At 67.1% G+C, this 22600-nt stretch carries 11 protein-coding genes and 1 pseudogene; 8 read left to right on the forward strand and 4 right to left on the reverse strand.

Annotation, left to right across the window (positions count from 1 at the left end):
* Positions 1-663: 663 nt before the first annotated feature.
* The gene (locus OG898_RS00550; RefSeq protein ID WP_266954252.1) at positions 664-1365 is read right to left on the reverse strand and encodes a restriction endonuclease; all 702 of its coding nucleotides are present in this window, start codon (positions 1363-1365) and stop codon (positions 664-666) included.
* Between the two features lie 464 nt (positions 1366-1829).
* On the opposite strand from OG898_RS00550, the gene OG898_RS00555 reads away from it, so the two are divergent.
* The 3 genes from OG898_RS00555 to OG898_RS00565 all read left to right on the forward strand — a co-directional run bounded on the left by OG898_RS00555 (position 1830) and on the right by OG898_RS00565 (position 9210).
* Positions 1830-3188 (forward strand): hypothetical protein, encoded by a 1359-nt coding sequence (locus OG898_RS00555; RefSeq protein ID WP_266954254.1) that lies wholly within the window; start codon positions 1830-1832, stop codon positions 3186-3188.
* A 452-nt stretch (positions 3189-3640) separates the two neighbouring features.
* The gene (locus OG898_RS00560; protein WP_266954256.1) at positions 3641-8299 is read left to right on the forward strand and encodes an AAA domain-containing protein; all 4659 of its coding nucleotides are present in this window, start codon (positions 3641-3643) and stop codon (positions 8297-8299) included.
* The gene (locus tag OG898_RS00565; RefSeq protein ID WP_266954258.1) at positions 8296-9210 is read left to right on the forward strand and encodes a hypothetical protein; all 915 of its coding nucleotides are present in this window, start codon (positions 8296-8298) and stop codon (positions 9208-9210) included. Before OG898_RS00560 ends, OG898_RS00565 begins: the two co-directional genes overlap by 4 nt.
* Positions 9211-9423: 213 nt before the next feature.
* On the opposite strand, the gene OG898_RS00570 is transcribed toward OG898_RS00565, so the two are convergent.
* Together OG898_RS00570 and OG898_RS00575 are read right to left on the reverse strand one after the other, a co-directional pair.
* Positions 9424-10455 (reverse strand): hypothetical protein, encoded by a 1032-nt coding sequence (locus OG898_RS00570; protein ID WP_266954260.1) that lies wholly within the window; start codon positions 10453-10455, stop codon positions 9424-9426.
* A 377-nt stretch (positions 10456-10832) separates the two neighbouring features.
* On the reverse strand, positions 10833-13823 hold the full coding sequence (locus OG898_RS00575; protein WP_266954262.1) for a DEAD/DEAH box helicase: 2991 nt from the start codon (positions 13821-13823) through the stop codon (positions 10833-10835).
* A 125-nt stretch (positions 13824-13948) separates the two neighbouring features.
* On the opposite strand from OG898_RS00575, the gene OG898_RS00580 reads away from it, so the two are divergent.
* Entirely contained in the window at positions 13949-16570 is a 2622-nt protein-coding gene (locus OG898_RS00580; RefSeq protein WP_266954264.1) for a DEAD/DEAH box helicase, read from the forward strand.
* A 440-nt stretch (positions 16571-17010) separates the two neighbouring features.
* Positions 17011-17202 (forward strand): annotated as a pseudogene (locus tag OG898_RS00585) (CorA family divalent cation transporter); the annotation flags it as partial.
* A 565-nt stretch (positions 17203-17767) separates the two neighbouring features.
* On the opposite strand, the gene OG898_RS00590 reads toward OG898_RS00585, so the two are convergent.
* Positions 17768-18808: an Lrp/AsnC family transcriptional regulator gene (locus tag OG898_RS00590; protein ID WP_250740601.1), complete on the reverse strand. Its 1041-nt coding sequence runs from the start codon at positions 18806-18808 to the stop codon at positions 17768-17770.
* Positions 18809-18912: 104 nt separating this feature from the next.
* On the opposite strand from OG898_RS00590, the gene OG898_RS00595 reads away from it, so the two are divergent.
* The 3 genes from OG898_RS00595 to OG898_RS00605 all read left to right on the forward strand — a co-directional run bounded on the left by OG898_RS00595 (position 18913) and on the right by OG898_RS00605 (position 22589).
* Positions 18913-20124 (forward strand): M20 family metallopeptidase, encoded by a 1212-nt coding sequence (locus OG898_RS00595; protein WP_250740603.1) that lies wholly within the window; start codon positions 18913-18915, stop codon positions 20122-20124.
* Between the two features lie 174 nt (positions 20125-20298).
* Positions 20299-21642: an MFS transporter gene (locus OG898_RS00600; RefSeq protein ID WP_250740605.1), complete on the forward strand. Its 1344-nt coding sequence runs from the start codon at positions 20299-20301 to the stop codon at positions 21640-21642.
* 47 nt (positions 21643-21689) lie between these two features.
* Positions 21690-22589, forward strand: coding sequence for an alpha/beta hydrolase fold domain-containing protein (locus tag OG898_RS00605; RefSeq protein ID WP_266954267.1), 900 nt, complete (start codon positions 21690-21692; stop codon positions 22587-22589).
* The last annotated feature ends 11 nt before the right edge of the window (positions 22590-22600 follow it).

Here is a 22600-nt window from a genome sequence, read left to right on the forward strand (position 1 = left end):
AGGCCAGGCCTGACCGCCCGCCTCCGCGTCGACGGGTGACCAAGCCGGACGCGAAGTTGCGGCGTCCACGTAGACGGCTAGTAGGAGTAGGCGTCACACGGGTCCAGCCTATTCGTGGACAGCAAGCCCCTCTGCGGACATCAAGGACGGTCCGAACTGCGGAGATGCGCGGGACTTCCGGTGCGAAGCGTCGAAAGCCGAACCAGCCGCGTTCAGGACAGGCCTGGGCCCTCTCTGGCCACCGGCGACGACCAACAACGGCCCCTCGGATGCTGGTTGGGTTGGGAGTCCGCAGAAGGTCGCCTGGTGGGCTTGGGGCCTCATAACTTCCAGCGGTTGGAGGACACGTGGCCGTGCTCTTCACCGATGCTAGCTTCCCGCATGTACGGACTGCACTCGCATCGGACACCTGGAGCCGCTTCCTCGGTACCTGGGCAGCACCTCACGTCTTCACGCACAACGATGGCGTGGGCAAGCCGAGGTACCTGACCCGCGTCTCCCGCCCACCCCTCCGTGCCGGACAGCGCCTCACCCTCGACGACCCGACATGCCAGTGCAATCGAGGACACGACCCTGTTGTGTCCAGCGCTGACCGAGCTGACATCGTGAACCTACGACCACCCTTCGTTGGGACCGACTTCAGAGTCCGGCTACCAGGAGGGGCTACTCGTACGTCTCCTTCCGCAGGGCGCGGTGCCGCCGGTCGCCCTGGCCGGCGCCATTCACCGCGTTAAGAGACGGGAGCGCCGCACCGTTGTTCCACAGTCCAAGATGATCACGGTGGATGGCCACGACATCGTTCTGCAGGGCACAGCGTTCGGCAGGCCCGCTGAAGTACGCGGTGGTGACGAAGACGGCGACTTCGGCCTTGAAGTGCACTCGCGAGCCCAGTAGGTTGCGGACCTCTCCATTGGAGATCTTCCGCTTCGGGTTGTACCGCTTGCACTGGATCACCATCGTGCGGCCGTCGGGCAGCCGTCCGCTTACATCGGCGCCATCGTCGCCCGTGCGGCCGACGCGGCGGACATCCGTACAACCGTCCCGCCGACAGAGGTCGGCCACGAAGTCCTCGAACTGCGTGCCGTCCATCGCGTCGACCTCGGCGAGCGTCCGATGGCCCGCCCTGACGGATTCCTCGCGGCGCCACCGCCGGTCGCTGCCTCGGACCAGGCGGTGCGTCGTCCACAGCCACCAGCCTCCGCCACCGACCGCGCCAAGGACCAACACTCCCACTGCATAGGGCCAGATCGTCGACCAGAACGTCAGTAGCACCGCCAATGCGGCTATGCCGCTCCAGACACCTGCTTTGAGCCGGGCCTCCCGACGCTTCCGTGGTGCCGACCGATGCCTCTTGCGTGCTGCCACCCAGTTCCTCCTCGTCTCCGAGCAGCAGTCTGGGCAAGACGACGCGTGTCAGTAAGGGCACCCGTCGGCCATGGCTCGTTCCCTGCGGCCTCCCACGAAGCAGCCGCGGCCAGCAAGGCGGCCACGAGGGAGATGGTTGCCAGCGCGGTGAACAGGTGTGTGCGGCCGCCGAGTGAGCCCGTCAGGGCGGCTCCGGCCCAAGGGGCCAGGGCTAACCCGATGTGCGCTGGCGCGCTGAGGGCGATCTCCTTCTTCTTCGAGCGAGATCGCCGAGACCGACTGGGTGCTCTCCGGCCTCACCCTCCGCGACGCGTTCAGCGGGGCCACTCGCGACCTGAACGTCACCGCCGCCCGGCGGTGGGTGCCTGCATCGTCATGTGCCTGTATACGCCCTGTGTGCGCCCCTCTTGCAGCACGTAGCTTGCGACGTCGGTCTGACCCGTGGAAGCCGTAGGGGGAACAGGTTGAAGCCAGCCGCTGACGTACTCAAGGATCTCGTCCAGCCGTCGAACATCTCGATCCACTCCAGTTCGGCCTTGGTCGGCAGCGTCGACGACGCCGCAGCCGAGGATGACAAGGCGCGCGAGCAGAAGGAACTCGACCAGCTCCGGCGAAAGCCCGAACTCAGGCCCATCCCCACGAAGGAGCTGGACCGGACCGTCCAGCTGACGCCCTGGGATGTGCTACACACCCTCGGCCAAGGCATCGCCCTCTCACGGCGGGGCGCCAGCCGTGGACTCGCTGAGCACTGGGGTTCCCTGAAATACAGCCAAGCTCTGGCCGGCAGCATCAACTCGTTCATGACGCTCTCCGCGGAGGGCCGGGAAACGGCCGACTACTACAAGGCGATCCAGTCCGGGGAACTCGGAACCGGCTTCGCCCTGACCCTTGCCCGGCAGCTCCTGAGCCGCCGCTACCCGGACCACTCGGTCTCGATCGTCCCCGCGGACACTGCACTGCGGGCCGGCTGGGCTTTGACCAGTCGCGACGCGGGCCATCGATCTGGCTACCGCTACCGGCCACAGTTCTTCGCCGAGATATGGAAGCCCGGAGAGGCGCCGAGGGTCCTTCCGATCGCCTGCAAGGGCAACCACAGCAACGCCGCCGCCTCTCACATCCAGCTCGCGTCCGCTTCTGCGCACGTCGAGGCGGTCCACATCGGCCCGTGGAACGAGACACCGGCCCTCGTGTTCAGTACGGAACTCCCCACCGAAGGCGTGCTCACGGTGCACGCCTTGCAGGCCCGCGGAACTGGTGGCCGACTGACCGGCTCGATGGATGCCCCCGGCACCCGTCTTGACCACTGTCTTGAGGACGCGAACATCTTCCCGGGCATCCAACCGCCGGCCGAGGGCGAGCGGAAACCGGAGTCGCAGCTCGGCTTCCACGTACAGCCGGAGCACTATGCCTGGTTCCGGCAGGTCCTCGCCCGAACCGCGGCGGCCGGACTGACGGCCTTCGCTGGCGACGGCGCCGCTACGGCCCAGTACCTGACCAAGCGGCAGGGCCAGCGCCACTTCACCGACCCCACCCACGCCGCCACCGACAGCGTCCAGGACGCGAACCAACGGCTCCTTGACATCGACTTCGTTGGCACCGACCACGTGTTCCGCCTCAACAGGACCCGGGTCGAGGCCTTCTCCGGGGTCGCGAACGACCTCTTCCGCCACCTCGCGAAAGGCCGTGTCGAGCAGTACCGCACGGAAATCCACGCCCAGCGGAAGAGCTGGCCCCTCCTAGCCTGGGATTCGGAGTGGGACGGCCCCGTATCCGTCCACCAGGACGGCTCTGTGCTCGCCATGCGGGTGTTGCCACAGGCCTGAGGGCCGCAGGGCCGGTGTCGCTCCCGGACTCAGGGGGGGCGACACCAAGGGCGCGGGATGCCACCGACGGCGTTTCGCGTTCTGCTGCCAGCCCTCGACTGCTCAGAGTGCCGCCCGCCCCTTGGCAGGGGCCCAGAAGGCCCTACTCCCGAGCAGCCTTACACCCCGGCATCCCCACCCATGCGCCCCTTTCGATGGACTGCACCATCGGGGCTCCCTGGAACTCGCTCGCGCAACCGGTTCTCCTGAGCTCCCGGCTTGATTGACCCCATGGATACCAAGAACGTCGGGGCACGGGTACCTGAGGTCGACGGATCTCCACGAGGTACTCGCTGGGATCAAGGTGATTCAGCCCACATGAAGCTCATATTTCGCCATTTCCCAGAGACAGGTTGCCCCTGCTACTGCTCATCCCGATCCTGGAACGTTCGCCACCAGCCGGGAGGAGAAAAGTGAACGTACCGCGACGTCACGCGAAGAACCCCGACGTCATCGGCCAGACTGCCAGTCTGATCGGCTTCCTCAAGGAGGTCGTTCAGAGCAGCAACCAACGACTTCGTGATGACCGCCGCTCAAGGGAGCGGTTATGGCTGGTCGCCATGCCCCCCTCGGTACGACGCCCGTCCGACCGACTCGACGGGCTGCTGTTCACGCTTGACCACGTTCCGCAGACATCGCCGCCCCCACTCCCGGATCTGCTGGACGGATGGGTCTCCACGGAACGCTGCCAGGACGCGGACGGCGGTGACCCTCCGCTCGAAGCTGAGGGACCGGGGCAGGAACTGGTGCGAGCTGCGGACGGCAGCCAGTCCTGGGAACAGGCGGCGGAGCAGACCGTCCGCCGAGAGGATTCCGACGAGGTACTCCGAGCCTACGGTCCCTGGCTGACGCGCTGGCGGAAGTGGGCGGAGAGGGAGCGCGCGGAACGAGCCCTTCGGGAGCTGTACGACCAGGTCTACAGCTGGCACCAGAAGCTGACCCAGCAGGATGATCAGCTAGAACTCGTGCTCGCCACAGGGCTCTTGACTTGGCGCGATCCACGCGGTGACGCCATCCATCGTCACCTGCTCACCCACCGCGTGGAGACCTTGGTAGACCGAAAGACCGCCAGGCTCACCGTGCGGCTCATGGCTGAGGGGGCCGTGCGGCTGGAGGATCAATCATTCCTCGACACCGATGACGGCTGGGCGCCCGAACGCTCCGCCGCGCTCACCGAAGAGATCGCGGCCCAGTCGCTGCACCTGCTTGGTTCGGAGGCCTTGGAGCAGTTGGCCCAGTGGCAGGAGCGGGTGCTGCAACGGCCTGTGTCCTTCAGTGCCGAGTGGCAGCCGCCCCGCGAGCCCGAAGCAGGCGCGCGTCTCACGTACGCTCCCGCACTTGTGCTGCGTCCACGGGACCGCAATGCTCTGCTGGGCTTCTACGACCGGATCGCGGACAGCGTGTCCTCCGAGGCACACGCACCTCTGGGTCTCGCCCAGCTGGTACTGCCACTGAACTCCGAAGAGCGCGTGAACTGGGACGGCCGCGAGATTCCGCCCCTGTTCGGGGACGACCCGTTCTTCCCAGGAAAGACCAACGAACGTCAACGCAGTGTCCTGCGGCGGCTGGAGCACGACACGGGCGTGGTGGTCCAAGGCCCACCGGGCACCGGCAAGACCCACACGATCGCCAATCTGGTCTCCGCGCTGCTGGCGCAGGGGCAGAGGGTCTTGGTGACCAGCGCCCGCGACCAGGCCCTGACGGTCCTGCGGGACAAACTTCCTCCCGCCGTACGGGACCTGTGCGTCCTCCTGCTGAGCTCGGCACGGCAGGACGGGGCGGATGAGCTGGAACGCACGGTCAACGCTCTCACCGATCAGGTCGCCGCCAGTGACCCCGAGCAACTGCAGGACGAGATCCATCGGCTCTCCGCCCGCCGTGAGGAGGTGCGGGGAAGGATCAGCACGCTCACCGAACAGGTGATCGCACTGCGGGAGGCCGAGGTCTACCGGCACCCGGAGATCGCACCGGGATACGCCGGCACTCTCGCCGCAATTGTGCAGCGTGTGCAAGAAAACGCCGGACATCACTCCTGGATCGGTCTTGTGCCGGCTAACGGCCCCACCCCGTCTGTCCCTCCGCTGTCCCCCGCGCAAGCGGTGGAACTGCTGAGCCTGCTGCGCGACGGTGCGGCTGAGCCACGCGCCGGTGGCACTCTGCCAGACCCCGACGGCCTCCCCTCCCCCGAAGCCTTGGCCCAGGCACTCTCAGCCAGCCGCGTCACCGACGAGGGCCTGCCCTCCGGGGCGGTCCGCATCCGTGGCGATCTTGCCAGGCTCGACAGCTCTGTCACCGATGAGCTGACCTCTCTCGTGGATTCCTGCCGTACGGCTCTGCACCACCTCGGCCTGTCTCCGCAGGCCACACAATGGGATGAGGACAAGTGGGCCACCAAGGCCCTCACCGACCGACTCTCCCGTGAGAACCTCGCCCTGTGGCGTCGCGTGTCCGGACTTGCCGATCAACTCGTCGCGATCTCCGAGCGGCTGAACGAACAGGGGATGACGCGCGTCACCGTGCCCGGGCAGCTCTCCACGGAACAAGGGGATGCGATGCTCACGGCGGGTTCTGCGCTGCGCGAGCACCTCGTCTCGGGTGGCAAGCTGCGAGTCCGCGGCAGCTTCCGTGCCTCGCGGGCGCAGAAGGCCGCGCAGGACCTCCTCGACACGTGCACTGTGAACGGTCACTCACCCGAAACGCTGGAGGATCTCGACGCCGCCCTTGCTCACCTCCGCGCCCGCTCCGCCGTTGCCACGCTTGCGGAGCGGTGGGGCCAAGTGCAGGTGCCCGTATCCGAAGGGCCGCTGGAAGTTCGGCTGGCGTCGCTGACGGAGGCGTACGCGCGCCTGGAACATGTCGACACGTTCGGCGCCGGCCGCGAGCGCATCGACGAGCTGCTCGTACATCACGGGATGCACATCGCCCTCACCTCCAGGTCGGCATGGCAGGACTTCGCCGGCGCCCTCTCTGCGGTCTCCGGCCGACGAGCGGCGGACGAGGCTACGGCCCAGTTGCTTGCTTGGGAGGAACAACTGCGCACACCGGTGGACGGCTCCCACCCCACCACCGAAGCTGTGGCCGCCGCCCAAGCCGTTCGGGAGCAGGACGTCGACCGATACGCCAAGGAACTTGAGGCGCTGCGCGAGGCTCATCGGCGTGAACACCGCCGGCGTCGATGCGCCGTGCTACTCGAAAGCGTCCGCCGGGCCCACCCGCTGCTCGCTGACCAGCTGACGCACGACCCTGGTGACCGGGCATGGGAAGCTCGCCTGGACTCTCTGGCGGAGGCGTGGGCCTGGGCGGTGGCTTCTGCCTTCGTTCACCGTCAGCGCACGCCGGGACGCGAACGTCAGGTCGAAGGCGAACTGGCCCAGTGTGAACGTCACCTGGAGGACATCACCGGTGAACTCGCTGCCACCTGGGGAAGGTGGCACTGTCTGCATCGCATGACACAAGAGCAGCGGTCGGCACTCCAGGCGTACCGCAACCACATGTCCTCGTACGGCAAGGGCAAGGGGCGCGGTGCGGGCCGATACCGTGCCGCGGCATACGACGCTATGAAGACGGCACAGGAAGCAGTCCCCGCGTGGGTTATGCCCATCTCCCAGGTCGCCGAGATGGTGCAGCCCAGGCGGGACGCGTTCGACGTCGTCATCGTCGACGAGGCTAGTCAGGCCGGCATGGACGCCTTGTTCCTGCTGTGGCTGGCGCCCCGCGTCATCGTGGTGGGGGACGACAAACAGTGCGCGCCCCCACTCAGTGGCATGGGCCGGCACCAGGCGATCCATGACCGGCTCGTCTCGCACCTGCCGGACATGCCGCCAAGGCTGCGCACGCTGTACGGACCTTCCACCAACCTCTACCAGCTCCTGTCCACCTTCTTCCCGAAGGTGATCCGGTTGGAGGAGCACTTCCGTTGCATGCCGGAGATTATCGGCTGGTCTTCGCAGACCTTCTACAACAACAAGCTGCAGCCTCTGCGCCAGTACGGCGGTGAGCGCCTCGACCCCCTCGTGACCCACTTCGTCGAAGGGGCTGTCACACAGGGGCGCGACAGCAGGATTCGCAACCCGAAGGAGGCCGAGGCCATCGTCGACTGCCTGGCCAGGCTCGTAGCGGACCCTGACTACCGCGACCGGACTATGGGCGTCATCACCCTTCAGGGGTCGATCGGCCAGGTCAAGCTCCTGGAAAAGCTCATCCAGGAACGTATCCCGGCGCCGATGCTTGAACGCCACCAGATCCGGGTGGGCAGCCCGGCGTCGTTCCAGGGAGACGAACGGCACGTCATCCTGCTGTCGATGGTCGTCACCGATCCGCCGCGCATCACGGGAGGTGCCCGCAGCGAACGACAGGCATACAACGTCGCCGCGTCCCGGGCACAGGACCAGATGTGGCTCTTCTACTCGGTACCGCCGGACCGATTGAAGAGGGAGGACATGCGACTCAACCTCCTGTCCTATATGGAGAACCCGCCATCGGCACTTGCCGGCTCCGAAGACATCGGAGAGGTGGTGGGCGATGTACCGCAGAAGCCCTTCGAATCGCTCTTCGAGCAGCAGGTCTACCTGCGCCTGAAGGCCCGGGGATATTACGTCGTCCCGCAGTATCCGGCAGGGAACAAGCGCCTCGACCTCGTCGTCGTAGGGGCACGTGGGCGCCTGGCCGTGGAGTGCGACGGCGACCGGTATCACTCGACACCCGAGCAGATCCGGCATGACCAACGGCGCGACCGTGAACTCCAACGCGTCGGCTGGACGTTCTGGCGGATTCGCGAGAGCGAGTTCCGATTCGACCCCGAGGAGGCACTCTCCGGCCTGTGGGTCGAGCTCGAACGACTTGGCATCCATCCGGCCACGTTCGAGGGAACCAGTGACCGGACCCATTCGTCCGCCACACCCACCAGCAGTCAGTGGACCCCCTTCGACCTCTCCTCCGACGAAGGACTGGCCGACGACACGGCGGAAACGCCCGAGGGCCCTGGCATGGATCACCTGTCCAACGCGCTCGGCGAAGCCGAAGACAACGAAGCAGACGACGAAACCGACGACAGCACGGAAGGCTCGGCATGACTGCGCAGTCCCCACTCGGCATCCTCGACGCCAACACCTTGGAGGAACTCGCACGCGTCATCTGCGGCGACGACCACCTCTACTACCGCAAGGGCTTCGAGATCGCGCGCTTCCTGGAACACGCCGGCTGGCAGCGGGTACCGGAGTACAACGGCGAGTACAGGATGGACTGGACGCTCGCCCGGCTCAGCGAACGCCGAGAGGAACCCACCGAGCTGGAACGGATCCTGCTTCGCCTGGCCGACCCTCGCGAATACCTTGACGAGCCGGACCAGCTCCCTGCTGTCATCTCCGCGGTCAACGCTTTCCTGGTCTACGAGGGAGCACGCCTGGAGAATCCTGGCGGCCGCCCCCGTCTCGTCGCCTGCGACCCCTCCCTTGCCCACCCGGGCAGCCGGGGCCCTGCCGAACTCAGCACAGCCATGACCGATCTCATCAGTGACCGGAAGATGGCCGCCCTGCTCCAACACCGCTTGGACGAGGCACGCACCTGCTACGCCAATGGCGCTCACGTGGCCGCCATCATCATGCTCGGCAGCCTGCTGGAAGGCGTCATGGTCCAAGTGGTCCGCGAACGCGACGCCTCGCGACTCGGCAGCACATCAGCGGACAAAGTGACCCTGGACACTCTGATCAGAACCTGCCACGTCGCCGGCTGGATCGGTGCTGACGTCGAGCGCTTCTGCCACGAGCTGCGCAGGTATCGCAACTTCGTCCATCCGCGACAGGAGATCCGGGATGCCCACACCCCGGACCGCGACACTCTGAACATGTGCTGGCCCGTGGTCGAGGCAGTCTTGAACGACCTCGCCGCCTCCCAGCCGAAGGCGACCGCGCCAAAGCCAACCGCCTCGCCCGTCCGACCCGTGCCCCGGCCATCGTCAGCAGCGCGGCCAGCACGCCGGCCCTGACACCGAGGCGCGGTTGGTTCGGCCACCGCCACGCGCTCAAGAGCAGGGCGGTGGCCGAACCGGCGAGCGAGAGTTCAGCACTCGGTGGGCGGCGAGGCCCCCTGCCGCCATCGGCGCCTGCCCTCACTCCGGGAGAGGGTCACCATCGACCTCTCCTCATGCCTCTTTCGATTCCAGACCACAGGCAAGGCCGCTCCGAATTGTGAGAATTGGTCAGAGAGGGGGGCCACCGGAGAAGAAGGACATAAGGCTTCGCGTTAGTCTGGTCGCTTCGGCGAGGCCGTACCAGAGGCCCAAGAGCACATAGGCCGTCACGATGAAGGCCACTACCGCCAGAGGCATCAGGAGCTCGGCTGGCGCGCCCAGCCTTGCGAGCAGCAGTGCGAATGCCGTGACGCTGATAGTCGACCAAAGGCACGCTTTCGCCAAGCGGCGTCCGTCGAGGCGGTCGGGCTCAATGACGGCTTCCTCGGGGAGATCAGTGTGAGGGAGCATCTTGGTGAATTGACCAGCTGCGACATTGGCCGCGATGGCGCCGGCCAACGTGCCCAGCTTCCTTGCTGACCCCGTGCGGTCTCCAACCAGGCCATCCGCGGCCTGCATTATGGCCGTCTCCACGAGATCCGCGTGGGTGAGGAGCTCCTTGCGAAGGGCTCCCCGGGCTCCGAAATCAGAAGCGGCGTCCCGGGCGACCGTCCGCAGTGGAAGACCGAGCTCGGCGGCCTTGGCGCTGAGTTTCACTGCGTTCGTGTACCGAATGCCATCGATCGTTGTCAGGTCGGCACTGGCCGCGAGGAGGTCGAGAAGCGGGTACAGAGGCTGATAGAGACGCAGTATGTTCTCGCCTCGCCAGGCCGAAACGATCCAGAGGATGACGATCAAAGCCAGCGTTGGCGTGATCGACACCCATGGGTCAGCGTCCGGGCCGAAGACGTACGCGGTATAGGTCGGGCACCAGGCTTGGCCTGTGGTGAGCAGACCGCCCGGCCTACATGCTGCCGGGCGGGTTACGACAGCGAGCAGGGCCAGCACGGCAAAGGAGATTGCGATCCTCCTGACCCTTCGGAGAAACATCCACCGCTGGTAGCCGAGCGCCTTACGGATGGCCGCAGCATCGAAGTCGATGCCCAGCTCAGTCGCAGCCTTCTCGGCCGGGACCACATGCCTCTCAACCCATCGGTGATGCAAACGCAACAGCGGGTGCCACCACGTCGGCAGGCTTGTTTCGCTCGCTGCTTCCCCCATGCGTGGCAGCGTACTGGGTGTCTACGGCTGCCGTAATCGAATTCCCTGTCGCCGTTGCCCGATCACGGCATGGCCGCGATCTCCCCTGTTCGTTCTCGGCGCAGACGCCGACGCCTAGGTGAAGACCACCGCAGAATCCGACTACCAAGGCGCCGCCTGAACTGTGCGCACTCCCATCAAGCGCGCGAAGGGCCAGGGACACAACGGCTGCGAGAATCAGGCCAACTCCGCCCTCGCCAGGCTACGCGCCCCTGCCGAGCGCGCCTCCGCCGAACTCGGTTGCTGGGGGTGGATGCTCGGCCTGTGGAGGATTAGCCCGAGCCGCATTACCACCGCGCTTCACGCCCTCCTCGTGATTACACAAACACGTTCTCCACTCACAAAGGCAGATCGGAGACGCTCAGCACAAGCGCCGCGGTGAGGATCTGCGGTGGCTTCGTCGACATCAGCTGCTGGTGGTCGAGCAGTTCGAGACGCTTTCGAAGCCGTATCTCGAGCTCAACAGCCTTGCGGTGGAGGCTCTCGGAGGACACCTTGGGCTTCTCGCCCCTTCGTTCCTTCTCGGAGGCCGCCGCAGCATCGAGGAACAGCCGCTCACTCTCCGAGGTTAGGCGCTTGGCCACCAGTTCCCGGGCCCTGAGCAACTCTGCCAGGCGACGGGGCTGGACCTCGGCCAGGTACTGGGGAAGCTGGTTGGCGATGATCCAGCTGGTCGCCTTGTCCTCAGCGTCGGCGAGCCAGGGCAGTCCGTTCGCGACGTCGATTGCCGTGTCGTTGGGTGCGGCGACGCAGTCGAGGTAGGGCGCGGGGCCTGCTGGCCGCACGGTACCGCTGCTGTCGACGTACGCGTAGCCGAACCGTCGGGCCACCGACTCGCCGGTGGCGTCCACGACCTCCTCGACTACCCCGACGAGGAGGTGCGGCTCGTCCAGGGCGGCCGAGACTAGGACGGTGCCCCGGTTGAGAGCGCCCCCGAAGTTTCGGATAGTTTCGGCCATGACGGCGTCGTGCAGCGGGTGGCCTGGGGCGAGCAGGTCGACGTGGAGGCGGTCGTCGGGCTGGATGTGGCCGAGGTCGAAGGTTACGTGGTCGTACTTGGTGGCAATGGGCCCGTTGCCTGCCGAGCGGACGTGCTGCGGCACGTTGGCTACCTTGTAACGCCCCAGTTCGCGCTTGACGATGCGGCCACCGAGCCGGGTGAAGGCATCCTTGAAGGCCGATTCGATGTCGTGCGGCTGAAGGCGTCGAGCGCGGGCTTCGTCCATCGCGGCACGCAGGGTGCGGAGATCGGCATCCGAAAGGTGCTCCGAAGCGAGTGCCCGCTCGTCCAGGAGGCCCTTGAGACCGTCTCCGACGGTGGCGTCAATGACCTCGTGCATCCGATCCTTGACTGCCGGCTGCTCACCGTACTGGATGGCATCGAGGAGCAAGTCTCGCAGTGGGGTCTCGGCGAACGCCTCTCCCAGAACATCGAAGACCTTCCCGCCGTACGTCTCGCGCATCTGGTCGAGTTTCTCCAGCAGGCGCGTGAACACCTCGCCCTCGCGGGTGTTGGAGGCGACGAGGTTCCAGAGCCGGCAGACCTCCGTCTGGCCGATACGGTGGATGCGGCCGAAGCGCTGCTCGATGCGGTTGGGGTTCCAAGGCAGGTCGTAATTGATCATCAGGTGTGCGGCCTGCAGGTTGAGTCCCTCGCCGGCGGCGTCGGTGGCCAGCAGGATCCGAGCATCACAGTTCTTGGTGAACTCCTCGGTGATCTGTCGCCGTTCGGCCCGGCGTACGCCGCCATGAATGGCCCTGACGGCATCGGTGGCCCCCAGCAGGGACCCGATCTTGCCCTGCAGATAGTGGAGGGTGTCGCGGTGCTCGGTGAACACGATGAGTTTCCGTGGGCGTCCATCGGCGTCGGTCACCAGCGCGTGGTCCCGCAAGAGGGCGGACAACTCGATCCACTTGCGGTCCGTTCCCGCCTCGCGGACGCGCTGAGCCGTCTGCACCAACGCCCTCAGCTCGATGAGCTCGACGTCGAGCTCATCGACCGTCTGCGCCGCCGTCGCCGCATCGAGCAGTTCCTCCTCGATCTCCTCGATCTCATCGGCATTGAGGTCGCCATGGTCGAAGTCGGCTAGGTCGACGGTGGGCATACTCTCGCGACAGGTACCGTCGAGGATCTCCTGCTTCCTGCGCTCCAGGCGCTCGGTACGCCGTACAAGACTCTTGTAGATCGCCTCAGGGCTGGAGGCCAGGCGTCGCTGCAAAACGGTGAGCGCGAAACCGACGGTGTTCTTGCGTGTGCCACCGATGCGGTCGGCACGGTTCATCCCCTCGCGGACATAGTGGGTGACGTCCTCGTAGAGGTCGTACTCGAGTGCCGTGAGTTCGTACGGGACAGTCTCCGCCAGACGCTCGGGGAAGAGTCTTCTGCCTTCGAAGGTGAGCAGGTCTTCCTTGATCATGCGTCGCATGATCCCGCTGACGTCGGTGCTCCTGTTCTGCCTGCCCTCGAACCGGTCACGGTCCAGCAGGGTGAGGAAGAGCTGGAAGTCCTCTTCCTTTCCCGAGTGCGGGGTGGCTGTCATCAGGAGCAGGTGCCGAGTGATCTCGCCGAGCATCTCGCCGAGCTGGAACCGCTTGGTCTTCTCCACCTTGCCACCGAAGTAGTGGCCGCCCATGCGGTGCGCCTCGTCGACGACGATCAGGTCCCAATCCGTTTCCTGGAGCTGCGCCTTCAAGTGCTCGTTGCGGGAGAGCTGGTCCATGCGGGCGATCAGCAGCGGGTAGGTCTCGAAGACGTTGAGATTGAGCTGGGAGTCAATGAGCTGGTTCGTGAGCAGGTCGAATCGGAGACCGAACTTGAAGAAGAGCTCGTCCTGCCACTGATCCACCAAGCCTCCCGGAGCCACGACTAGGCACCGCTTGACGTCATCGCGCAGCAGGAGCTCCTTGATGTAGAGCCCAGCCATGATCGTCTTTCCCGCGCCCGGATCGTCGGCGAGCAGGAAGCGCAACGGTGTACGGGGCATGAGCTCGCCGTACACGGCGCGGATCTGGTGCGGGAGCGGCTGAACGTCGCTGGTCGCCACGGCGAGCATCGGGTCGAACAGGCCGGCCAGTGAGATCCGCTGAGCCTCGGCGACCAGCTTGAAGTCACCTACGTTCGCGTCGAAGGCTCGGCTGCCACTGTGGGCGACGCTCAGCTTCTCCTCGTCCTTCCGGAAGACGACCCGCTGGTCAAGGACGCCCCCGGCAGTCTTGTAGGTCAGCTCGAGTGCGTTCGCACCGTGCCACTGGGCCGCGATGACCGTGACGACCTCCGCCGGAATGAGTCCGTCGATGCGTAGACCTGGCTTGAGCACCTCGAGCAGCACGTACACAACCTCCTGCTTGGCAGCCTGCGAACGCTACTCGGACGTTCCGGCGATTTCGTGATCCCGTCGACTTCGTCAACCGGGGTCGCTAATCTTCCCAGAGGTCATGCGAGTCGGCGGGGGCAATGGAGCGAGAAGCACGTCATCACCTGCGTGGTGTGGTGGAAGACGTCGGCGGGTGGCACAAGCTCGCAGTGGGGATCGTCGAGCAACGTGAGCCCGTCGAGACAGCGGCGGAAGACGCCGCCAGGCAGTTCCTCGGTCGAGTGGCTTCGCTCGGGACCAAAACCACCACTACATGGCGCGTACTGCAGGTCTCGCCGTCCGATGTCGACCTGGTGACCGCGCTGGCCTGCCGTCAGGCGCTTCCGGTGCCCACGGCCAACGCCCAGCAGGGCATCCACCAATTGACCGACGACGCCAGCCGGGCACTGACGGCCGTCCGTGCACTGTTCGGTGCCCGCCGGATATTTTCGGGCAAGGGCCGCAAGGACGAAGCGGGGCAGGCTGCGACCTACCTCGCATCCCTTCACGAGCGGGCTGCGAGCACTGGACTCATCACCGAGATGGAAGGCCTGGCGTCATGGGACAGAAGGAGTGTCCCCGCAGTCGGGCCATCGGCCATCCTCGATAACACGGTCGGCTTCAGCCACCGCCTCGGCGCCCAAGCCGAACTCATCGGACGCCATGAACTGGACGCCGCCAAGACCGCGATCGGCCCGATCGATAGGGCCCTGAACCGCGAGGACAAGTTCAGAACGGCGGTCAACACCGCCGGCAATGCCGTCCGACAGGCCGAGGTGCGCAAGCTGGTCGCCGAGATGCCCGTCGAGCGGCTCAAGGACGCAACCAACGGCCAACTACGCATCACGGCGCTGGTCGACGCCGGAATCAGGAACGTGCAGCAAGTCCTCGACCAGAAATCGCGGATTCGAACGCTCCCCGGGGTCGGTGAGACGACGGGCACCCGGATGGTCGGCGCCGCGCAGACCATCTGGCAGACCACGATGGACGAGATGCCGGTCCGCATCGACATTAAGAACCGATCCCAGGCCACCACGAAGCTCCTGACGACAATGCGGGCCTGGGATGCGGCACGCTCGATCCGCAGCGCGACAGCGGACCTCGCCGCCGCCGACGCGGTACGACCGCTCCTCCAGAGTCTTGATCCCCGGACCTCCCACGTGGTTCTCGTCCCCCAGGACCGGACTGTCGCCCAGTTGCGTGCCGCGCTGGCAGCCGTCGAGCGCCGCGGGGCGGTGCTCGACAGTGGGGCTGGCGTCGCAGGCGGTGATCCTTGGGAAGATTTCAGCGCCCGGCCGGCCGACTACTACGCCATGCTCGCAGAGCTCGGGTTCCTGGCCGACGACGCCGAGAAGAGCCAAGGCGACCTGCCAGCCGAGATCGTCGAGGCGGTCAGGGAACTCAAGCTCAACACCACCCATCTGAAGGCCTCCCTACGCGGATACCAGTCATTCGGTGCCCGCTTCGCAATCGTGCAGCGGAAGGTCATCATCGGCGACGAGATGGGTCTGGGAAAGACGGTCGAATCACTCGCCGTGCTCGCCCACTTGCGCGCCAAGGGCTCCTCCCATTTCCTGGTCGTGTGCCCCGCCGCCGTCGTGACCAACTGGGTGCGCGAAGTCCAGGCGAAGTCCGATCTGCGCGCGTATCGCCTGCACGGGCCGGGTCGCGATGACGCGCTGAAGTCCTGGATCCGGAACGGTGGAGTCGCGGTCACCACCTACGACATCCTCGGTTGGCTGGAAGGGCAGATTCCCGAACGCGCCGAACCCGCATGCCTGGTGTTCGACGAAGCGCACTACATCAAGAATCCAGATGCCCAGCGAACTCGGCGCTCCACGGCCCTCATCCACACATCGGAGCGAGCGATCCTCCTGACCGGCACCCCGCTGGAGAACCGGATCGAGGAGTTCCGTAATCTCGTCGGCTACCTCCGGCCGGATCTGTCGATCAGTGCCTCGGAAATCGCTCCTCGCCAGTTCCGGAAGCAGGTGGCACCGGCCTACCTGCGGCGCAACCAGGAAGACGTCCTCACCGAGCTGCCGGAGCGGGTCGATGTCGACGAGTGGATTCCGATGTCCAGCGCCGATGAGCGGCACTACCGAACGGCTGTCATCGAGGGCAACTTCATGGCCATGCGCCAGGCCGCGCTACGCGCCGGCGCCAAGTCCGCGAAGATGCAGCGCCTCATCGACATCGTCCAGGAGGCGGAGGACAACGAGCGCAAGGTGCTGGTCTTCTCGTACTTCCGTGACGTCCTCGATGAGGTGGCGTCGATCCTTCCAGGGAAGGTGTTCGGGCCTCTTACCGGCTCCGTACCCGCCGCGAAGCGACAGAGCATGGTCGATGAGTTCTCCCAAGCCCGCCACGGGGCCGTCCTCGTCGCCCAGATCGTGGCGGGCGGCGTCGGTCTGAACATTCAGGCGGCATCGGTCGTCGTGATCTGCGAGCCCCAGTTCAAGCCGACGACCGAATGGCAAGCCATCGGCCGCTCCCACAGGATGGGGCAGCTGGAGTCGGTACAGGTACACCGCCTGCTCTCCGAAGAAGGCGTCGACCAGCGCCTCATCGAGATCCTGGCGCGCAAGAACCAACTCTTCGCGGAGTTCGCCCGCGTCTCCGAAACTGCCGACAGCGCCCCGGAGGCATTCGACATCACGGACGCCGAGCTGGCGCGGGAGATCGTGGCGGCCGAGCGCGAGCGCCTACTCGCGGGAGGCTGACGGACCGCGCTCCCCAACTCCTACTCGGAAGGCCGCCACGAGCTGCTCTTCCGCCTGCCCGAAGATGTCACTTCGGTGCACGAGATCCCCGCTGACCACTCCTCGGACCCAAGTGGCGCAGGGTCCGAGAGGTCACGCCCGACATCCGGGGTTCCGACTCGTTCATGAACGCCCACGAAAGCCAACGCCACCGCTGCTCCGACTCGCTCACTACGTTTCGTAGCTCGCCCGACACCTGGACCGGACTCCCGGCCAGCTCTGATCTACCCTCCCTGGCAGACGCGGCTGGGGAGAATTTGGGGAGAATGAAGCCGCGTTGGGGAGCGGCTGGGGAGGATCGGCCGTACAAACGGGCAGCACGGTGAAAGAGTCGGAAAGGCGGATCGCCGCAGGTCGGGCCGCCTGTGCAGTCGATATCCGCAGGTCAGCGGGGTGAGGGAGACGACTTCAAGAAGATCTCCTCCTGGGCGGCAATCTTGTTTGCACCCACACTCGTGGGAACCATCTACGGCATGAACTTCGAAGACATGCCCGAACTCAAGTGGGCAGGAGGCTACCCCTTCGCAATCCTCCTGATGGCAGTAGTCTGCGTGAGCCTGTACGTCATCTTCAAGAAGCGCGACTGGCTGTAGCCGGCAAGGTGGACTAGGCCGTCAACTTCCCAGCAGCAAATGCGCTCGGACTCCAATTCGCAGGCTCTGGGGAGAATACGCGGCGCTGGGGGCATGCCATCGGCCTCTGATCAGCCACTCCGGACCTCTCGCCCGGCTGGCGAGCACTGCCATGCGAGCGCAGCCCGTCACAGCGAGTGCGGTAATCCGTCGGTCAGTGTCTGAGGCCGCTTCGTCGCTCGCTTCCAAGCCTGTGGCGGGCGTCGACCAGGACCGCCCGGGCCAGCCCCGGCTGCAGCTGCTCGGCTTCGTACGGCCGCGCGCCGGCCAGTTCTCCTACGAGCCCTTCCAGCGCCTGATCGTCCCGGCCGTCTTCCACTCCGGAGGATGTCCACAGGCCACTCGGATACTTCAACGCATCCGGATCCGAAGGCCCGATGGGGATGTTCCCCGCGTCGATGAGTAGTCGTCGCGCAAGAGCCCGGACGGTGAGCAGAGGTCCTCGGGCCAGCGCTTCGAGCGCTTCCTGACAGTGCTCCACGACGGGCCGGCGCGAGTCTGCCGCGCACACGCCTGATCCGACGCCTCAGGAAGGCTCGGACCAGATGTCCATGGGGACGGTGCTCACGCTGCGGCCGGCCGGGTCGAGGATGCGGCCCATGCGCTTCACGAAGCGCAGGGAGACCGCTTGGTCGAGCACCTTCAGCTGAGGCAGTGCGCTGGTGAGGCGCGCTTCAAGGCCGCGGATGTCGGGAAGGGAGCGGAGCCAGACGCTGATGAGGAGATTCGCCCTCCCTCCGGCGAGGCCGATGCACGCCCGGATCTCGGGGACGGCGGCCAGGAGTCTGTTCAGAGCATCGCGGTCGTCGATCTGGGCCTGGGCCCAGATCGTGGTGGAGATCGGCCAGCCGCACAGGGGCTGGGCGACCTCGCAGCGCAGTTCCAGGTCCTCGTTGGCGATGAGGAGGGCGAGACGCTTGCGTACGGTGGTGATCCCGACGCCCAGTTCCTCCGCGAGGTCCGTGAGTGAGGTACGTCCTTCGGTCCCGAGGCGCACGGCGAGGAGGCGGTCCCTCGCGGTGAGCGTCTGGGGCGTCGACGGCGACCTGGCCGGCCGCTCGGCCGTGATGCGGGCCCGCTGGCGGGGGTCGAGAGCACGCAGGCGCCAGTCGGTGGCGTGAGTGAAGACATGGGTGCCGAGCTGGGTGCGGGTGGCGCTGATTCCGGGGAGTGTTCCCAGACGTTCCAGCACATATACGGAGAGCGCGGGAAGCGTGGGCATCGACACCGTGAGCAGGAGGTCCCGGCCGCCGCTGGTGTGATCCACGGTCAGGACATGGGGCCACTGCGCGAGGGTGGTGGCGACTTCGAGCGCACGGCCGGCCTGACAATCCACTTCGACGAAGGCCAGGCAGCCCTGGGAGATCTGTGCGCGCCCGGGCTGTGCCGTGATCCACGCGACACCCGTCTCGGTCAGCCGGGACCAGCGCCGGGCCACGGTGACGGGATCGAGGTCGAGGGCCCGTCCGATGCGCGACCAGGGGGCTCGGGGGTCGATCTGCAGCGTGTTGACCAGGCTGAGGTCGAGCTCAGCAAGTTGTGCAGATTCCTGCAAACGATCAGCCATAGAAGAAAGATCCTGCGTTTTCCGTGGGCACGAGTGCCGAGTATCCATCATCACTGGCATCCGAGCGACAGCGAGGTGATGAACGTCAGTGAAAGGGGATGCCGGTGTCGGTGCGCGAGGACGCACGGAGTGTGCAGGGTGACCTGGTCCGCCTGCGGCGGGCGCTGCATGCCGAGCCCGAACTGGGCCTGGAGTTGCCACGTACGCGGGACAAGGTCCTGGCCGCCCTGGACGGACTGCCGTTGGAGGTCACCACGGGGAACCGGCTGACCTCGGTCACCGCGGTCCTGCGGGGCGCTCGTCCCGGCCCCACGGTGCTCCTGCGCGCCGACATGGACGCACTGCCCGTCACCGAACGCGCGGATCTCACGTACGCCTCCCGCACGGACGGGATCATGCACGCCTGCGGTCACGACCTGCACACGTCCATGCTCGCCGGCGCGGCACAGCTCCTCTCCGCTCGCCGGGACGAACTCGCGGGCGATGTGGTCTTCATGTTCCAGCCCGGCGAGGAGGGGCAGGACGGGGCCGGCCACATGCTCGCCGAAGGGGTCCTGGACGCCTCCGGTGAGCGGCCGGTGGCCGCGTACGCCCTGCACGTGACCTCGGCGGGCCAGCCGAGCGGGATGTTCGCGACCCGCCGGGGCCCGGTCCTGGCATCCTCCGACAGCCTTCGCGTGACCGTCCGCGGTGCGGGTGGCCACGGTTCGATGCCGCACCTGGCCAACGACCCCGTACCGGCGGCGTGCGAGATGGTCACCGCGCTGCAGACCTTCATCAGCCGGAGGTTCGATCCCTTCGACCCCGTGGTGCTGACCGTGGGCGCCTTCCACGCGGGCACAGCTGGCAACGTCATTCCTGACGAGGCCCGGTTCACGGCGACCGTACGGTCCTTCTCCGCGTCCTCGCACGGCCGGATCAAGGACGGCGCCGCGCAGGTGTGCCGGGGCATCGCCGCCGCCCACGGTCTCGACGTCGAGGTGGACTTCGCCGAGCTGTACCCCCTCACCGTCAACGACCCGGCCGAGGCCGAGTTCGTCGCCGACGTGGTGGCGGAGGTGCACGGCGAGGAGCGCTACGCGTGGGCGCCCCGGCCGGCCACCGGATCGGAGGACTTCTCCCGGGTGCTGGACGAGGTCCCCGGCGCGTTCGTGGTCCTGGGCGCCTGCCCGCCGGACCAGGACGTCCAGCGGGCCCCGTACAACCACTCCCCCTTGGCCGTCTTCGACGACAGCGTGCTCGGTGACGGAGCCGGGCTCTACGCCGAACTCGCCCTGCGCCGACTTGCGAAGGCGACACCCGCCCCCGCCTCCTGACCACACCGCCCGCAGCTCCACGCGCCGCGTCCTCTGCCCCGGACGCTCCACAAGCCCCCGCCGCCGGCAGGCCCCGCCGCACCCCAAGCACCGCACCGCCGGCGGTACCACCCCGCCTACAGCCCCGCCGGACGCAGTTCCTCCAGGCTGCGCCCCGTCCCCCAGGAGAACCCCGTGTCCGACCGCGTGTCCCCCGCCACCAGATTCGACGCACCCGACGCCCCGGCCACGAGCGCCGCAGACAGGAGCACCCCCGCCCCGTCCCGACTGCGCACCGTCGTCGGCACCGGCGTGGGCAACGCCCTGGAGTGGTACGACTGGAACGTCTACGCGATCTTCACCCCGTTCTTCGCCTCCCAGTTCTTCCCCTCCGCCGATCCGACCTCGGCCCTGCTGAGCACCCTGGCGATCTTCGCCGTGGGCTTCCTCATGCGCCCCCTGGGCGGGCTCGTCTTCGGCCGACTCAGCGACCGCAAGGGTCGGCGTGCGGCGATGGTCGCCTCCATCGCACTGGCCGCCGCCGGAAGCCTGCTGATCGGCCTCGCGCCGACGTACGCCACGTTCGGCGTGGGCGCCTCGGCCCTGCTGGTGTTCGCACGGCTCGTCCAGGGCCTGGCCCACGGCGGGGAACTTCCCGCGGCCCAGACGTACGTGGCGGAGATGGCCCCCCGTGAACGGCGAGGGCTCTGGTCGAGCCTGATCTACATCTCCGGCACCTGCGGCATCATGGTCGCCACCGTGCTCGCAGCGGTCCTCTCCTCCTTCCTGAGCGAGGACCAGCTCCACGCGTGGGGCTGGCGCGTGCCTTTCGTCCTCGGTGGACTTCTCGGCCTGTACGCGCTGATCATGCGGCTCCGGCTTGAGGAGACCGACGCGTTCGAGAAGCAGGCCGACACCCCGGACCACCACGAGCCGCGCACCTCCGTGTGGCGCGGCTTCTGGGAGAACCGGGCGGCGTGCCTGCGCGTGATCGGCCTCACTCTGGGCGGCACGGTTGTCTACTACACCTGGGCCGTCTCCGCCCCGGCCCAGGCCATCTCCCTCAAGGGCATCGAGGCCTCCTCCGCGCTGTGGGCCGGAGTCCTCGCCAACCTGGTCTTCCTCGCGGCGCTGCCGCTGTTCGGCGCCCTCTCCGACCGCGTGGGCCGCAAGCCCATCCTGTACGGCTCCTACGTCGGCGGAGCCGTCCTGGCCTTCCCCCTGAACTGGTTCATCCAGGACCAGGCCTGGCAGCTGGCCGTGTCCATGACGACGGCCATGCTCTTCATGTCCGCCGGCGCGGCGATCACCCCCGCGGTGTTCGCGGAGATGTTCCCCACGCGGCTGCGCACGACGGGTGTGGGCTTCCCCTACGCGATCGCCGTGGCCGCCTGCGGCGGCAGCGCCCCGTATCTTCAGACATGGCTGACCAGCAACGGGGACGGTGACCTCTTCCTCGGCTACACGGTGGTCCTGCTACTCCTCGCCCTGGCCGTGGTGCACCGGATGCCGGAGACGAAGAGCACCGACCTGACGTGACACCGAAGAGCGCCGAAGAACACGGACTGTGGGAACGGAGCCGTACTGTGCCGAGCCTGACCAGCAGAGCGATGCCGACCGTGGTGCGGCTCCGTGGGGCCAAGAAGGTGTTCAGCTCGGCGGAGGCCGTCCGGGAACAGGTCCTCGCCCGTTCCCTGCGGCCGACCGGGTACGCCCCACCGGCCGGACTGGAACGCTCGGTCGACCTTTCCGTACGCCGGGTGGCCGGATGGCCCGTCTACGAGGTCACCCCTCGCGGCGCTCTCAGCCCCGGACGGCGGGCGGTCTATCTGCACGGCGGCGCGTATATCAACGAGATTGCACCCCAGCACTGGAAGCTCATCGCCCACGTGGCCGCCGAGACGGGCACCCGGGTCACGGTGCCGATCTACCCCCTCGCTCCCCTGGCGACGGCATCCGAGGTAGTACCGGCCGTCACCGACCTGGCCGCCGGGCTCCTCGATGACGCGGCCACTACGACCCTCAGCCTCATCGGAGACTCCGCCGGCGGCGGCATGGCCCTCGCCGTCGCCGTCCATCTGCGGGACCGAAGACTTCCCGCGCCCGCCCGCACCGTCCTCATCTCCCCGTGGCTGGACATCAGCCTGACCGACCCGCGCATCGCACTGCTCGAAGACCGCGACCCTTGGCTCGCCGTCCCCGGTGCCCGCTACGCGGGAGACCTCTACCGCGGCACGCTCCCCGTCGACCACCCGCACGTCAGCCCTCTGCTCGCCGACCTGACCGGACTGAACCCGATCACGCTGTTCAGCGGAACCCGGGACATCGTCAACGCCGACGCCCGACGACTGGCCGCCCGCGCCACGGCCGCAGGCGTCGAGCTGGACTTCCACGAGGCAACGGAGATGCTGCACGTCTACCCCCTCCTGCCCATCCCCGAAGGCCGAGCGGCCCGCACCGCCCTCTGCACCGCCCTGCGGAGCTGACGCGGCCCCTC

The organism is Streptomyces sp. NBC_00193 (assembly GCF_026342735.1).
In the GTDB taxonomy this organism is placed as follows: Bacteria; Actinomycetota; Actinomycetes; order Streptomycetales; family Streptomycetaceae; genus Streptomyces; species Streptomyces stoeckheimensis.

Coding starts and splice junctions, on each gene's coding strand:
- OG898_RS00570 (WP_266954260.1), bottom strand. CDS start 10,455: ATGGGGGAAGCAGCGAGCGAAACAAGCCTGCCGACGTGGTGGCACCCG.
- OG898_RS00565 (WP_266954258.1), top strand. CDS start 8,296: ATGACTGCGCAGTCCCCACTCGGCATCCTCGACGCCAACACCTTGGAG.
- OG898_RS00580 (WP_266954264.1), top strand. CDS start 13,949: ATGGAGCGAGAAGCACGTCATCACCTGCGTGGTGTGGTGGAAGACGTC.
- OG898_RS00590 (WP_250740601.1), bottom strand. CDS start 18,808: ATGGCTGATCGTTTGCAGGAATCTGCACAACTTGCTGAGCTCGACCTC.